This window comes from Streptococcus mitis (assembly GCF_003942865.1).
Lineage (GTDB): Bacteria > Bacillota > Bacilli > Lactobacillales > Streptococcaceae > Streptococcus > Streptococcus mitis_BI.
The window spans coordinates 25,911-40,520 of sequence record NZ_RJNZ01000001.1; the positions used below are offsets into that span (position 1 = coordinate 25,911).

A 14,610-nucleotide genomic window follows, 5' to 3' on the forward strand; every position below is an offset into this window, starting at 1 on the left:
AATTGTCCACTCTTTTTTGCAAACTCAATTTATCAATAAATGAAATGAGGGAATGTAAAATGAAATATTTTGAGGTTGAGTTAGAAAATCCTGATGAATTTTTAAAACTACAAACAGAAGATTTTGTGAAAGCTAATCGCTTGCTACTAAGGAAGATAATCCAGAGCGTTACAGTCTATGAAGAAAACTTCGTCATATCCTTTAAATCTGGCATCGAATTGGAAGTATGAGTCTCATTCCATAACTTTTATATTGAACATATCATCTTGTTGTGTTATACTATAAATTGATATAAACAAAGATGTAGGAGGAACCGAAACTATGACAGCCTCAATGCGTTTAAGATAAGCTGGCAATAAAAAAAGCAGAATCTATACCCGATGATAGGCTTTTTTGTTGTGCTTATTTATACGATATTGAGCATTCATTAGTTACGGTGAGGATATTGGTTATTTAACTATACCTTTATTTAACTATGTCTTTAATATGAATGTTTCCAAATTGTATGTATGCAGACCAAAAGCCACATTGTGGGGTTTGGCCTGCATTTTTTATTGCCTAGAATGCTATTCAAAATAGAAATTCAAGCAAAATAATATGCAGGAGATAATATAAATGGAAAAATACAACAATTGGAAACGAAAATTTTATGCAATATGGGCAGGGCAAGCAGTATCATTAATCACTAGTGCCATCCTGCAAATGGCGATTATTTTTTACCTTACAGAAAAAACAGGATCTGCGATGGTCTTGTCTATGGCTTCATTAGTAGGTTTTTTACCCTATGCGATTTTGGGACCTGCCATTGGTGTGCTAGTGGATCGTCATGATAGGAAGAAGATAATGATTGGTGCCGATTTAATTATCGCAGCAGCTGGTGCAGTGCTTGCTATTGTTGCATTCTGTATGGAGCTACCTGTCTGGATGATTATGATAGTATTGTTTATCCGTAGCATTGGAACAGCTTTTCATACCCCAGCACTCAATGCGGTTACACCACTTTTAGTACCAGAAGAACAGCTAACGAAATGCGCAGGCTATAGTCAGTCTTTGCAGTCTATAAGCTATATTGTTAGTCCGGCAGTTGCAGCACTCTTATACTCCGTTTGGGATTTAAATGCTATTATTGCCATCGACGTATTGGGTGCTGTGATTGCATCTATTACGGTAGCAATTGTACGTATACCTAAGCTGGGTAATCAAGTGCAAAGTTTAGAACCAAATTTCATAAGGGAGATGAAAGAAGGAGTTGTGGTTCTGAGACAAAACAAAGGATTGTTTGCCTTATTACTCTTAGGAACACTATATACTTTTGTTTATATGCCAATCAATGCACTATTTCCTTTAATAAGCATGGAACACTTTAATGGAACGCCTGTGCATATTTCTATTACGGAAATTTCCTTTGCATTTGGGATGCTAGCAGGAGGCTTATTATTAGGAAGATTAGGGGGCTTCGAAAAGCATGTATTACTAATAACAAGTTCATTTTTTATAATGGGGACCAGTTTAGCCGTTTCGGGAATACTTCCTCCAAATGGATTTGTAATATTCGTAGTTTGCTGTGCAATAATGGGGCTTTCGGTGCCATTTTATAGCGGTGTGCAAACAGCTCTTTTTCAGGAGAAAATTAAGCCTGAATATTTAGGACGTGTATTTTCTTTGATCGGAAGTATCATGTCACTTGCTATGCCAATTGGGTTAATTCTTTCTGGATTCTTTGCTGATAAAATCGGTGTAAATCATTGGTTTTTACTATCAGGTATTTTAATTATTGGCATTGCTATAGTTTGCCAAATGATAACTGAGGTTAGAAAATTAGATTTAAAATAAACAATATTGGAGGAATATTTATGTATCTTATTTTCATGTAACTCTTCCTGCTAAAATCGCAGGGTTTTCCCTGCATACAAGCAAATGAAAGCATGCGATTATAGACAGGAGGAAATGTTATGGAATTAATATTAAAAGCAAAAGACATTCGTGTGGAATTCAAAGGACGCGATGTTTTAGATATAAATGAATTAGAAGTATATGATTATGACCGTATTGGTTTAGTAGGAGCAAATGGTGCTGGAAAAAGCACTTTACTCAGGGTACTTTTAGGAGAATTAACTCCCCCAGGATGTAAAATGAATCGTCTGGGTGAACTTGCCTATATTCCCCAGTTGGACGAAGTAACTCTGCAGGAGGAAAAAGATTTTGCACTTGTAGGCAAGCTAGGTGTTGAGCAATTAAATATACAGACTATGAGCGGTGGTGAAGAAACAAGGCTTAAAATAGCACAGGCCTTATCGGCACAGGTTCATGGTATTTTAGCGGATGAACCTACGAGCCATTTAGACCGTGAAGGAATTGATTTTCTAATAGGACAGCTAAAATATTTTACAGGTGCACTGTTAGTTATTAGCCATGACCGCTATTTTCTTGATGAAATAGTAGATAAAATATGGGAACTGAAAGATGGCAAAATCACTGAGTATTGGGGAAACTATTCTGATTATCTTCGTCAGAAAGAGGAAGAACGTAAGAGCCAAGCTGCAGAATACGAACAATTTATTGCGGAACGTGCCCGATTGGAAAGGGCTGCGGAGGAAAAGCGAAAACAGGCTCGTAAAATAGAACAGAAGGCAAAAGGTTCTTCAAAGAAAAAAAGTACTGAAGACGGAGGGCGTTTAGCTCATCAAAAATCAATAGGAAGTAAGGAAAAAAAGATGTATAATGCTGCTAAAACCCTAGAGCACAGGATTGCGGCCTTAGGAAAAGTAGAAGCTCCGGAAGGCATTCGCAGAATTCGTTTCAGGCAAAGTAAAGCATTGGAGCTCCATAATCCATACCCTATAGTCGGTGCAGAAATTAATAAAGTATTTGGGGATAAGGCTCTGTTTGAAAATGCATCTTTTCAAATTCCGTTAGGAGCAAAAGTGGCGTTAACTGGTGGTAATGGAATCGGAAAAACAACTTTAATCCAAATGATCTTAAACCATGAAGAAGGAATTTCTATTTCGCCTAAGGCAAAAATAGGTTACTTTGCACAGAATGGTTACAAGTACAACAGTAATCAGAATGTTATGGAGTTTATGCAGAAGGATTGTGACTACAATATATCAGAAATTCGTTCAGTGCTAGCATCTATGGGGTTCAAACAGAACGATATTGGAAAAAGTTTATCTGTTTTAAGCGGTGGAGAAATTATAAAATTGTTGCTTGCTAAAATGCTCATGGGTAGATATAACATCCTAATAATGGATGAACCCAGTAACTTCCTTGACATACCAAGTTTAGAGGCTTTGGAAATACTAATGAAGGAGTACACCGGAACTATCGTGTTTATCACCCACGATAAACGATTACTCGAAAATGTAGCAGATGTAGTTTATGAAATTAGAGATAAGAAAATAAATCTGAAACATTAAATTTAAGGTAGTCGCTGGTCAGTATAGTCTGTTCTGGTTGGCGACTCCATTGTTAAAGAGTATAAAGACTTTAGATTTTATGAATATTAAAAATAGGAACAGTCAATTGAACTGCTCCTATTTTTCTGCTAAATATATTGTAGTTTTCTTATATGTATAATGATAGATTAGCGGATTCTCATCTACGGTACTTACTTCAAATATGAAGAAGTGATCGCGGTTATCTCTGGACTTTTCCTTATTGAGGACAAAGTAATTCTTACGTGAAGTCGCCATTGTTTTTAGGATATCATCAGTTAGGAAGGTCAATGGAATATTCATGTTAGAGTAGCGGTAGAAGTCACGTTCAAAATCTTGGTAGCTCTCGCTATAATAGTCCATTTGTAGGTGATTACGCTGAAACTCAAGCTGATTCATAGAGCACCTCCTCGACAAGTTCAATACTAATAATGTCTTTTAATTTCAAATTGATGTGACCTGTTGTAGTTTTTATCAAAATGAAATCTTTGGTCAGACTTGGTATTGTTCCAGTGTAGGAAACACGCTTGTTTTTTTCAATCACTTGAATGCGTGTGCGTAGCTGCCCGGCGTATACTTGACTGAGGAGTAATAATTTCTTCTCTAGTGATAAGTCAGACATGTACGTTACTTTGTTTGTATCATCAGAGAGTGCTGATGCATGTTCAGATAGGAAAAAGCCCATCCATTTTTGCATCTTTGTATCCTGGTACTCTCTTGCTGATTGAAATGGTAAATATGAACGGTCAATCATATCAAATCCTTTCTATGCAGAGGCAAGGGTATTTTTATCAAATTGAATCGTAAAACCTTGAATTCCCCCACCTGTGTAACATTCTTTAAAGCGATTGATTACCTCAGTATAGATTATCACAGATGAGCTTGTTGGCTTAATGCTAAATGTAAATTCCAATGGTAATCGGTTTTCAGATTTAGCATGTACTAGTCGTATCGATATTTCAGTTGTTTTGAGTTTTCTCTGACGAAGTTTTGAAGTTGCTGTTTCAACGATTCCATGTAAAAATCTTTCAAGCATTTCAATATCATTACATCCTTTGCTACGGATTTCTGAAAATTGTACTGTATTTTTTTCTTGTTTCATTTTAATCCCTCCAATCCACCCGCGGAATGACCACCGATAAGTTTACTGCGTTCAATATTTCTGGAACCTTCAGTTAGGACGGTTCCTTTTTGTATGGCTAAAAAACCAAACTGTTCTCTGACAACATCAATAGCTGTCTGAAGTCTATTATCTTTTTCAATTTGTTCTACATCATCAAAGAGTGATAGTAGAGTATAGCTTTCATCTACGAAGCCACTATAAGATACACCAATTTGTCTCACTGCACCAGAGGTGTATTTTTTCGGAATAATACAAGTACATGACTCACCATTGTTTTGGGGAGATTTGCGGGTTCAATTTTATTCTGAGCATTTATAGATTTTTTCATCTCAGTCCTAGAATAGCCAATATGAATAGAAACGACAGTAGTCAATACTAGGGCTACTGTTCCGTTCCACAGTATCATTTAAAAATCATTTTCACACCCTTTCGTCTATTAGTATAGAAGAAAGCTCTCAGCACATGTGGAGGCGGTATCACTGCTTGTACGAGTTGAAGCATCAGCGAGGTAAAAGTAGATGTTCAGCCAATGCGACGAGGTAGGACCAAAGGTCGATAAGGTGTGTTCTGGGTATAGGACTCTTTAAAGTAAGTAGGAAATATGATGAGATGATACAGAGAGCCTGAATTGGTCAGGTGACGTGCTTATTTACATTAGACTGATAATGAAAATGGAGAGATTATCGATGGTTATATTGGAATTGTACCAAAATGATTATTCTAAAGATTTAGTCGCATTTGATTCCATAGAAGATGGGAAAGCCTTTGTAGCTCAAATCCCGGGATATACTTTAGAAACAGAAGAGGGATTTGAAGTAGAGTTTTTTAATCCTACAAATCTACCAGACTATATGGAAATTATCTATAACGGAAACATTGTACCTTTGTCTAAATTTATGTTTGATTCTAAGGAAAATGTTGACATTATTTGGAAAGAAATCTCGAATCTATCCGAACCAAACGAAAAAGTAATTGAAGGCTATTCCAAAATCGATGCATATGTCGTTAACAACGATGAAGTTAAAACCTATGTGGAAGCAAGAGAAGCAAACTATCGGCAGGCAAAAGACTTTCTAGAAGGCAGTGGATATGAAGTAGATAGAAGCTTTTTCGGAAGTGAAGACGGTGAAGCGATTCTCTACAGAAAAAAAGGTGCAGAAAATTGGCATTTCTTGTGTCACTTAGACCCAATGTTTGTAGAGATTGAAGATGTAGAAGGATATGTTAAAGAAGAAGTGGGAGAGATTCAATAGTCGATCAAAGTTCCTTGTGAGTATGTACCTTTGCTAGTAAAAATGTCAAAACATTGTAACGAAGGGGGTAAGAAAATCATTGAGTGAAAGCCTTTGTCTTGTTTAGAGGAAAAGTATTAGAGTAGCCGCTCATAATTTATACTAGATTTGATAACTTATTTGAGACAGATTTTATTTCTATAAATACTTTAAAAATTTTTTAATACCAAAGATTTAAAGTTACTGTGTTAAAAATCCTCTCCACTTTTAAACTAATGTATTATAAAAACCAGTTGACACAAGTGTTACACCTGTGATAGAATTAACTTGAGGTGAACTAAATGGCAACTGATAAAAATAGAATAATGATTAGCTTGGATGATAAAAATCTAGAGAAACTTGAAAATTTAGTAGAAGATGCTAGAGATAGAAGAGGAATGCGACTAACAAAGTCCCAGGTTATTGAATTACTCCTAAATACCGTTGATTATTTTGATGATATTATGGGGGCTATTTACTCAAAAAAATAACAGCATAAATGCTATTATTTTTTTACAAATTGGTGTAACACTAGTGATATAGGAGTGATGAAATGGTTGTTTATATTAGACAAAGCAAACTACCAAGTGAAGTTTCAATTAATAAGTACAATGCTCAAGTAGGTGCCTACTTACAAGGAGAAGAAGTTATTTTATATCAATCTTTTTCTGAAATAAAACAGTTAACAAGTGATGATATAGTTGTAGATTATATATCGGAGACTAGAGCATTACTAAAAATGATGGGCTTAAACGTTCCGGTTTATGACTATCCTATTGAGCTTAAAGAGTTTTATGGTCGAAATATTTATGAAGGTGTGTTAGGAGAGATTGTAAATATACCTGATAATTGGGGGAAATTTATTAAACCTAAAGCTGGTTCAAAAGTCTTTACTGGAAGAGTTGTTAATGGAACACATGATTTAATAGGTATTGGTCTACCTTTCGACTATCCTATATGGATTAGTGAAGTTGTAGAATTCATAGCAGAATGGCGGTGTTTTGTGTTAGATGGTCAAGTATTAGATGTTCGACCCTATACAGGTGATTATCATTCACATTTTGATGCAAGTGTAATTGATGAAGCCATATCATGTTGGAAAGATACGCCTATAGCTTATGGTCTAGATATCGGTGTTACTCGTGATGGCAGAACACTTGTTGTTGAAGTGAATGATGGTTATGCATTAGGAAATTATGGCCTATCTCCTTTAAACTCAATCAATTTTCATAAAGCTAGATGGAAAGAAATGGTGAAACCCTATTTTGAAAAATATGATGTTTTTAACATTCCTGAAAGTGAACTTATAAATTTTTAGAAGAACCAGAAGTAAATCTGTAAAAAACTGTAACTAGTACGTTACAGTTTTTTACTTTGAATAATGATATAATAGAATAAGAAGATAATAAAAACGCTATATGTTTTAAAGTTGATTAGGAAAATAGGAAATATAGAAAAATTCGATATAATTATTAAATCATCAACTGAATTTGATAACAATTTAAATCTTGATGAAAATAATAGATATCTTTCATGGGAGAATTGTTATTCAGATTTTATGACAGGTCTAAAACTATTGCATTTTGGATTATAACAAAGGAGTGCTGACATGCCGAAATATACCGATGAAGATATTAGAAAATTAAATAAAATCACATTAAAAATTGCTGGTGATTATTTAGGTATAAGTTCACAGGCAGTTGCGATAGGTCTTAGAAACAATCTTCTTCCAATTGGTTTTGCTATTCATAACGAAGAAAGAGATAGACGTTTCACTGAGAGTTGGTCATATCATATTATTGCTGAAAGAATGATTTCATACAATCACGGTAAGCTATCAGAGATCCGTGTTGAAAATATTGAAGCTAGTTTAGATAAAATTATAGAGGAATTTAACGGTTTAAAACAAGATTTACTTTTTATATTAAGCGAAAATGCAGAAGTGAAGAATTAGAAGTTTTTGAATTTGCGTTTTCGCTTGGTAAATATAAAAACGGTGATGTAAAATATAAGGGTAAAGGTGTTTCAAATGAAGATGATAAAGACCTTTTCTAGAGAAAAACTCTATGAAGAAATCTGGGAAATAAGTGCAAAACAAGTTTCATTGAAATATGATTTAAGCTATTCAGACTTACTCAAGAAATGCAAAGAATTTGAAATCCCAATTCCAAATGGTAGTTATTGGTATCGTAAGAATACTGGACAAGACTTAAGTGAACTTATCGTTCCATTACCACAAAATGACATAAATGAGGTTCATATTGATAGAAAAAGTTTAAAGAACAGTAGAATTAAAGCTGCTAAACATAAAGAAGATAGTACGGAGAATAAAAACGAAGATACTGTTAAACTTGATACAACTAGTATAAGAAGTTCATTATCATTTTTAGAGGACGATAAAATAGAGCTTATTATTGAAGCAGTTTCAAACCTAAACCAGGCTCCAAATAAGAGATTACATAAATCTGTAGCTAATCTAAGAGATAAAATCACAGAGTGGAATAAGAGGGAAAAAGCTGCTTCCTATCCTTACTTTGATTCTAGACACAGATATAATGATTTAAAAGAACCTAAATTTGTAAAAAATATTTCACTAAATTCTCTTCCACGTTTATATCGCTTTTTAGATACTCTAGTTACTGTAATTGAAAGAATCGGTGATAATGTAACTTCCAATTTGGATATTCAAATTGATAAGGATATCGTTCGTTTTGAAGTTATAGAATCAACAGACAAAGTAAGTCATGAATTAACGAAAGAAGAAGCTAAAGAACTAGCAGAGTACAATGATAGCGTTAAGTTTAATAGATATGCTTTTAAACCAAGAATAAAGAAGTATGACTATATTCCAAATGGAAAATTTCGATTTAAGATAATAGATGGTAAATACATTAAAGATACTAAAGAATTCACACTTGAACAATCAATACCAGAAATAATTGTTTTAATTTACCAAGAGTATTATAAAGTTAAGAATTTACGACTTGAACGTGAAGAGAGAGAAAGACTATACGAAGAAGAACAAGAGCGAAAAAGAAAATTACAAAATAGAATCGAAGAAGAGAAGAAGCGAACAATGTCTCTTCTGAATATACTAGAAGATTTTCAAACAGCAAATGATTTAAGATTGATGGCTGATAAATTGGAGATAGCAGGGAAACTTAGTAAAGAGGAAATTGATTGGATTAGATCCAAAGCTGACTGGATTGACCCAATAGTTTCTTCAACAGACGAATTACTAGGAATTAGAAATCATGAAAATTCTAGAGAACAAAAAGAACAATATCTAAGTGAGAAAAGGTACTATTGGTGACTTTGTGTTTTTAGTTTTACAGAATGTAGTGTTATTGGAGTAAATTATTAACTATTTTAGTAATAAATTATTTTACCCTTTTTTAAAATAGGAATTTGGTACAAGACAGTATATTCTTTCGTTCTAAAGTGTTATTTGAACGTTGATTCTTTCACTTTCGTTCTATAATATAGAAGCTTGCTAGCACCACACGTCGAGTGTGTGAGTTTGTTAGTGAAACGTAGCTAATCCTCAAAATAAAGAAACTAAAACTCCATTATTTTGAGATGACAACCTAAATTGGTTTTAAGGAGGTGTTATATTGATAGAAAGCAGACCTGAGTTTGATAAAATCGCATCCTTTGATGAGTTTAATAAATACTATTGGTATCGTGATGAACTTTCACAGATATGCAAGTCATTAGGACTTGAATATATAGGGACAAAACAGGAACTAAATGATATTATTGAGCAGTACTTTAAGGGGAAGTTGATTAAAAAGTCATCAATAAAAAGGAAAAAGAAACAAGTAGAAGTTATTAGCTTAGATACACCCTTGTTTGAATGTGGATTCTCTTTTAACACTCACTTTAGAGAATATTTCTCAACTTTAACAGGTGTTTCGCCATTTAAATTTTCTGCTGATATGGCTACAGCTTGGAGAAAAGTAAAAAGAGAAAATGATTTGAGTTTTACAATCCAAGATATGCTAAAAGTCTATTATGGAAATTCAGATTATGCTAAGTATGATCATTCGGTTTGTCAATGGAATCAGTTTTTAAAGGATTTCTGTGCAGACGAAAATAGTCGCACCTACTCGAACAAACTAAAAGTAGCTTCTATTCTTTGGAAAGAAGTCCGAGACTCAAAGAATGAAAAAGTTTATTCAAAGAATCTTTTGACTGAATATGCTGACAAAATAAAAGAGTATGGTAAGTAAAAATGCCATTTCCCTTGGTGGCGACAGTGATACACTTGCTGCAGTAACTGGTAGCATTGCCTAGGCAGCTTACGGAATTCCTGATTTAATCAAGGAAAAGGCCTTTTCTTACTTAGATGACCCCTTAAAGGATGTAGTTAGACGATGGGAAAATAGAATAAAAGCGTATTAATCTCCAGTACGTTATATTTCTTTTTTCTGTATTTTCATTGTATAATAGGATTACATTTACTTGCATACGACGAAATGTAAACATTTCTATTTAAAAATTAAGGAGTATTATCAATGAAAAAAGCAATGGTAATTATCAACCCTACTTCTGGTGGCGAGAAGGCTTTGGATTACAAAGAAAAGCTGGAGAATAAAGCAAAAGAATATTTTGAGCACGTAGAAACCAAAATTACCGAAAAAGCTATGGATGCAACACATTTTGCTGAAGAAGCTTCTAGTGAGCAGTACGATGCAGTGGTTGTTTTTGGCGGAGATGGGACTGTCAATGAAGTCATTTCGGGTATTGCTGAGAGAGACTACATTCCTAAGTTAGGGATTATCCCTGGTGGTACGGGTAACCTCATTACAAAACTGTTGGAAATCAATCAAGACATCGATGGCGCGATTGATGAACTGGGTTTTGATTTAACCAACAAGATTGATATCGGTAAAGCAAATGATAACTATTTTGGTTATATTTTTAGTATCGGTTCTCTGCCTGAGGCGATTCACAATGTTGAAATCGAGGACAAGACAAAATTCGGTATTCTAGCCTATGCTGTAAATACCATGAAGTCCGTTATGACGGATCAGGTCTTTAACATTAAGGTTGAGACAGAAAATGGAAATTATGTTGGTGAAGCTAGCCATGTTTTGGTTCTCTTGACAAATTACTTCGCTGATAAGAAAATCTTTGAAGAAAACAAAGACGGCTATGCCAACATTTTGATTCTAAAAGATGCTTCTATATTCTCTAAATTATCCGTCATTCCTGATTTACTAAAAGGAGATGTTGTCGGCAATGATAATATTGAGTATATCAGAGCGCGTAATATTAAGATCTCTTCAGATAGTGAATTGGAGTCAGATGTTGATGGCGATAAATCGGATAACCTACCTGTAGAAATCAAAGTCCTAGCTCAGCGAGTTGAAGTATATTCAAAACCGAAAGAGTAGAAGGTAAAAATTAGTTTATTATTCACAACGAAATTAAGTTCTATATCAACGATTGGAGGAGGAATGAATTCTCTATTTGATGAATTTCGAACAATTTGTTCTCATTTAAACCAAGTCGGAATCACACCGACTCTCATGGGGTCTTTGGGGTTTGAATACCGATCAAATGAAGAATGGGGGCCGTCTGACATTGATATTCATGTGCCTGGTGATCCTAGAGGTTGGGAAGCGCCTGATCATCTCAGAATTTATGAGTGGGACAAGATAATGAAAGTGATGAAACACTTAGGCTATGACTTAATAGATATTCATGAGCATGAATTCCAAAAAGATGGTCTGAGTGTTGAATTCGGAAGTATCGATTCTTTACCTGATTTTGCAGGAGTTTCGGAATCGGATATAGAGTTGATTCATCTCGAAAACATCACTTTTCGTCTTCCAAGTTTGGAACAGTTTTTAAGTATTTACAAGGCTTCTTCCCAAGATTCTTATCGAAATGAGCACAATAACAATAAGGATTTTAAAAAGATCGAGTGGCTGGAAAGACATTTGTAAATTATCATATGAAAAGTAGCAAGTTGTAAGACTGGCTGCTTTTTAATTTATAGAACTAAACCACTAGAATCTACGGACAAAGCTTGAAAATAAAATACGAAAGTAGTATACTAGAATTACAACCATGAAAACGTTTGCGTAGTAAATACAACCAAGTAAATCAGGAGACAAATACAGTGGAATTAACAGCCATTTACCACAGACCAGAGTCGGAGTATGCCTATCTTTATAAGGATAAGAAACTTCATATTCGGATTCGAACTAAGAAAGGGGATATTGAAAGCATCAACTTGCATTATGGTGACCCTTTTATCTTTATGGAGGAGTTTTATCAGGATACAAAAGAAATGGCCAAAATAACTTCTGATACCTTATTTGATTATTGGCAGGTTGAAGTGTCCGTCGACTTTGCACGTATCCAGTATCTCTTTGAACTCACGGATACAGAAAGTCAAAGTATTTTGTATGGTGATAAAGGGTGTGTGGACAATTCTCTAGAAAATCTTCATGCCATTGGAAATGGATTTAAGTTGCCTTATATACATGAGATTGATGCATGTCAAGTGCCAAACTGGGTTTCAGACACGGTATGGTATCAGATATTTCCTGAGAGATTTGCTAATGGAAATGCTCTATTAAACCCAGAAGAGACTTTAGACTGGGATTCATTTATCACACCTAATAGTGATGATTTCTTTGGTGGTGATTTACAGGGGATTATTGACCATCTGGATTACTTGCAAGACTTGGGAATTACTGGACTTTATCTTTGTCCTATCTTTGAATCTACGAGCAATCATAAGTACAATACGACGAATTACTTTGAAATTGACCGTCATTTTGGGGACAAGGAGACCTTTAGGGAGCTGGTTGAGCAAGCGCATCAGCGTGGCATGAAAATCATGCTGGATGCTGTATTTAATCATATTGGTTCGCAATCTCCTCAATGGCAAGATGTTGTCAAAAATGGTGAACAGTCTGCTTATAAGGATTGGTTTCATATTCAACAATTCCCAGTGATGACTGAAAAACTAGCCAACAAGAGAGAGTTGCCTTATCATGCTTTTGGTTTCGAGGACTATATGCCTAAGCTAAATACGGCCAATCCAGAGGTCAAGGATTATCTTTTAAAGGTTGCGACTTATTGGATTGAAGAGTTTGATATTGATGCTTGGCGTTTGGATGTGGCTAATGAGATTGATCATCAGTTTTGGAAGGATTTTCGAAAAGCAGTTTTAGCTAAAAGGCCTGATCTTTATATCCTTGGAGAAGTCTGGCATACGTCTCAGCCTTGGCTAAATGGAGATGAGTTCCATGCTGTCATGAATTATCCTTTATCTGATAGTATCAAGGACTATTTCTTACGAGGAATTAAGAAGACAGACCAGTTCATCGATGAAATCAATGGACAGTCTATGTATTACAAGCAGCAGATTTCAGAGGTCATGTTTAATCTCTTGGATTCACATGATACAGAACGAATCTTGTGGACGGCCAATGAAGATGCTCAACTGGTCAAATCAGCTCTAGCCTTTCTCTTTTTACAAAAAGGAACACCCTGCATCTATTACGGAACAGAGTTAGCTTTAACCGGAGGACCAGACCCAGATTGTCGACGTTGTATGCCTTGGGAACGTGTATCAAGTGACAATCATATGCTGAACTTTATGAAGAAGCTGATTAATATTAGAAAACAAGCGTTATCAACCATTCAGCATGGTCAGTATAGCCTAAAAGAAATCAAACAAGATGTAGTTGCTCTGGAATGGAAATACGATGGCCAAATCTTCAAAGCAATCTTTAACCAATCAACAGAAGATTATATTTTCGAGAAAGAAGCAGTAGCACTAGCAAGCAATTGCCAAGAATTGGAGAATCAGCTTGTCATCTCTCCAAAAGGATTTGTGATTTTTCATTAAAGAGCAATTAAGAGTGTCAGGAAAATTGTAGGATAGAGAGCATTTTACAAACAGACTATTTGTCGTCTTGCTACAAATGATATATAATTTAACATAGAGAAAATAGGAGGACTAATCGAATGGAATTAAAAGATTTTACAGAAAAAGAACAGAAAATGATTAAGAAGGTACTTACGACGTCTAAGATTAGTGACAAGGAAACTGCTGAGAAGATTCTTGCGCTAGTACCACAAGACTTGATTAAGCGAATTCCGTTTTTCGTCAGAAAACATGCTACGACACGTACGATTAAACGCATTTCAATTGAACACCCTGAACTCTACGCTGTAGCTCAAACAAGTGGTGAAATACCAGAAAAAGAACGCGAAGAATTACGTCGGATTATCACGACTATCTTTGAACAAAAGATGAATAAGCATAGTATTCGTTAAATATAAAATCTGAGAACTAGAGCCTTCTAGTTCTTTTTATATTCGCTTTCACATTATACAACTTATACAAATCTATATAAAATATTATTTTTCCGAACAAAAATAGATATTTTTTCAAAAAAGTACTTTACAGATTGTTAGAAGTATGTTATATTAATAAAGCTTAGAAAATGAGATGATGTTTTCTAGCAAATATAAACCCGAGTAAAAAATGCCTACGGACAGGCAGGGTTGAATGCCGAAGCGTGGTTGAAAAGCCACATTATTGATAGGGTTAAAAGCCTACTTTTATAAGTTGATGTTAGGACGTTTGTCCTAATTCATAAATTTTTAGTGTGGTGAAAGCACACGTCATCTTGTGAAACGATCAATAAAGTACGTAATATTTGCTACTAGAGAGTTAGGAAACATCGGGAACAGACATACTCAACAGAAACAAACATAAAAACGTCAGAAGATTGCAGAGCAGGTGAAATCC

Annotated in this window: 17 protein-coding genes and 1 pseudogene; 14 read left to right on the plus strand and 4 right to left on the minus strand. The window is 34.7% G+C overall.

The features are described from left to right. Positions 1-59: 59 nt before the first annotated feature. From D8845_RS00125 to msr(D), 3 genes are all read left to right on the plus strand, one after another. Positions 60-230 (plus strand): hypothetical protein, encoded by a 171-nt coding sequence (locus D8845_RS00125; RefSeq protein WP_000873143.1) that lies wholly within the window; start codon positions 60-62, stop codon positions 228-230. Positions 231-615: 385 nt separating this feature from the next. Then, complete coding sequence (gene mef(A) / locus D8845_RS00130; protein ID WP_000417519.1) at positions 616-1,833, plus strand: macrolide efflux MFS transporter Mef(A); 1,218 nt, start codon at positions 616-618, stop codon at positions 1,831-1,833. Positions 1,834-1,952: 119 nt separating this feature from the next. Next, positions 1,953-3,416 carry an ABC-F type ribosomal protection protein Msr(D) gene (msr(D), locus tag D8845_RS00135; protein WP_000420313.1) on the plus strand — a complete coding sequence of 488 codons (1,464 nt, stop codon included), beginning with the start codon at positions 1,953-1,955 and terminating at the stop codon, positions 3,414-3,416. Positions 3,417-3,533: 117 nt separating this feature from the next. On the opposite strand, the gene D8845_RS00140 is transcribed toward msr(D), so the two are convergent. Genes D8845_RS00140 through D8845_RS00155 form a run of 4 tightly spaced genes read right to left on the minus strand, consistent with a single transcriptional unit; the run spans position 3,534 to position 4,778 of the window. Then, positions 3,534-3,833 carry a DUF5960 family protein gene (locus D8845_RS00140; RefSeq protein WP_001072467.1) on the minus strand — a complete coding sequence of 100 codons (300 nt, stop codon included), beginning with the start codon at positions 3,831-3,833 and terminating at the stop codon, positions 3,534-3,536. Then, entirely contained in the window at positions 3,820-4,188 is a 369-nt protein-coding gene (locus tag D8845_RS00145; protein ID WP_000567222.1) for a hypothetical protein, read from the minus strand. The genes D8845_RS00140 and D8845_RS00145 overlap by 14 nt, the downstream gene beginning before the upstream one ends. Positions 4,189-4,200: 12 nt before the next feature. After that, a complete protein-coding gene (locus tag D8845_RS00150; protein ID WP_000806926.1) occupies positions 4,201-4,536 on the minus strand; it encodes a hypothetical protein in 336 nt (111 codons plus the stop codon). After that, complete coding sequence (locus D8845_RS00155) at positions 4,533-4,778, minus strand: hypothetical protein (RefSeq protein ID WP_001813542.1); 246 nt, start codon at positions 4,776-4,778, stop codon at positions 4,533-4,535. The genes D8845_RS00150 and D8845_RS00155 overlap by 4 nt, the downstream gene beginning before the upstream one ends. Before the next feature lie 465 nt (positions 4,779-5,243). Here D8845_RS00155 and D8845_RS00165 point away from each other — a divergent pair, with 465 nt between their 5' ends. The 11 genes and pseudogenes from D8845_RS00165 (at position 5,244) to D8845_RS00215 (ending at position 14,132) form a co-directional block, all read left to right on the plus strand. Further along, positions 5,244-5,810 (plus strand): hypothetical protein, encoded by a 567-nt coding sequence (locus D8845_RS00165; protein WP_125451936.1) that lies wholly within the window; start codon positions 5,244-5,246, stop codon positions 5,808-5,810. A gap of 320 nt (positions 5,811-6,130) precedes the next feature. Then, positions 6,131-6,319, plus strand: coding sequence for a hypothetical protein (locus D8845_RS00170; RefSeq protein WP_000179769.1), 189 nt, complete (start codon positions 6,131-6,133; stop codon positions 6,317-6,319). A gap of 62 nt (positions 6,320-6,381) precedes the next feature. Continuing rightward, positions 6,382-7,146: an ATP-grasp domain-containing protein gene (locus tag D8845_RS00175; protein WP_125451942.1), complete on the plus strand. Its 765-nt coding sequence runs from the start codon at positions 6,382-6,384 to the stop codon at positions 7,144-7,146. Between the two features lie 291 nt (positions 7,147-7,437). Continuing rightward, positions 7,438-7,782: a hypothetical protein gene (locus tag D8845_RS00180; RefSeq protein WP_045606823.1), complete on the plus strand. Its 345-nt coding sequence runs from the start codon at positions 7,438-7,440 to the stop codon at positions 7,780-7,782. A gap of 75 nt (positions 7,783-7,857) precedes the next feature. Further along, positions 7,858-9,141: a cellulose synthase gene (locus tag D8845_RS00185; RefSeq protein ID WP_125451944.1), complete on the plus strand. Its 1,284-nt coding sequence runs from the start codon at positions 7,858-7,860 to the stop codon at positions 9,139-9,141. Between the two features lie 301 nt (positions 9,142-9,442). Further along, positions 9,443-10,060, plus strand: a complete 618-nt coding sequence (locus D8845_RS00190; RefSeq protein ID WP_125451946.1) for an SAP domain-containing protein — start codon at positions 9,443-9,445, stop codon at positions 10,058-10,060. Beyond that, positions 10,059-10,232, plus strand: a pseudogene (locus D8845_RS00195) (ADP-ribosylglycohydrolase family protein); the annotation flags it as partial. The gene D8845_RS00190 and the pseudogene D8845_RS00195, both read left to right, overlap by 2 nt. 113 nt (positions 10,233-10,345) lie before the next feature. Continuing rightward, a complete protein-coding gene (locus D8845_RS00200) occupies positions 10,346-11,227 on the plus strand; it encodes a diacylglycerol/lipid kinase family protein (protein ID WP_125451948.1) in 882 nt (293 codons plus the stop codon). Positions 11,228-11,290: 63 nt separating this feature from the next. After that, positions 11,291-11,782 carry a phosphoribosylanthranilate isomerase gene (locus D8845_RS00205; protein ID WP_125451950.1) on the plus strand — a complete coding sequence of 164 codons (492 nt, stop codon included), beginning with the start codon at positions 11,291-11,293 and terminating at the stop codon, positions 11,780-11,782. 176 nt (positions 11,783-11,958) lie between these two features. Continuing rightward, positions 11,959-13,701 (plus strand): glycoside hydrolase family 13 protein, encoded by a 1,743-nt coding sequence (locus D8845_RS00210; RefSeq protein ID WP_125451952.1) that lies wholly within the window; start codon positions 11,959-11,961, stop codon positions 13,699-13,701. A 119-nt stretch (positions 13,702-13,820) separates the two neighbouring features. Then, positions 13,821-14,132: a hypothetical protein gene (locus D8845_RS00215; protein WP_125451954.1), complete on the plus strand. Its 312-nt coding sequence runs from the start codon at positions 13,821-13,823 to the stop codon at positions 14,130-14,132. Positions 14,133-14,610: the final 478 nt, after the last annotated feature.

Coding starts and splice junctions, on each gene's coding strand:
- D8845_RS00175 (WP_125451942.1), top strand. CDS start 6,382: ATGGTTGTTTATATTAGACAAAGCAAACTACCAAGTGAAGTTTCAATT.
- D8845_RS00150 (WP_000806926.1), bottom strand. CDS start 4,536: ATGAAACAAGAAAAAAATACAGTACAATTTTCAGAAATCCGTAGCAAA.
- D8845_RS00200 (WP_125451948.1), top strand. CDS start 10,346: ATGAAAAAAGCAATGGTAATTATCAACCCTACTTCTGGTGGCGAGAAG.
- D8845_RS00145 (WP_000567222.1), bottom strand. CDS start 4,188: ATGATTGACCGTTCATATTTACCATTTCAATCAGCAAGAGAGTACCAG.
- D8845_RS00125 (WP_000873143.1), top strand. CDS start 60: ATGAAATATTTTGAGGTTGAGTTAGAAAATCCTGATGAATTTTTAAAA.
- D8845_RS00170 (WP_000179769.1), top strand. CDS start 6,131: ATGGCAACTGATAAAAATAGAATAATGATTAGCTTGGATGATAAAAAT.
- D8845_RS00185 (WP_125451944.1), top strand. CDS start 7,858: ATGAAGATGATAAAGACCTTTTCTAGAGAAAAACTCTATGAAGAAATC.
- D8845_RS00140 (WP_001072467.1), bottom strand. CDS start 3,833: ATGAATCAGCTTGAGTTTCAGCGTAATCACCTACAAATGGACTATTAT.
- D8845_RS00165 (WP_125451936.1), top strand. CDS start 5,244: ATGGTTATATTGGAATTGTACCAAAATGATTATTCTAAAGATTTAGTC.
- D8845_RS00205 (WP_125451950.1), top strand. CDS start 11,291: ATGAATTCTCTATTTGATGAATTTCGAACAATTTGTTCTCATTTAAAC.
- D8845_RS00215 (WP_125451954.1), top strand. CDS start 13,821: ATGGAATTAAAAGATTTTACAGAAAAAGAACAGAAAATGATTAAGAAG.
- D8845_RS00180 (WP_045606823.1), top strand. CDS start 7,438: ATGCCGAAATATACCGATGAAGATATTAGAAAATTAAATAAAATCACA.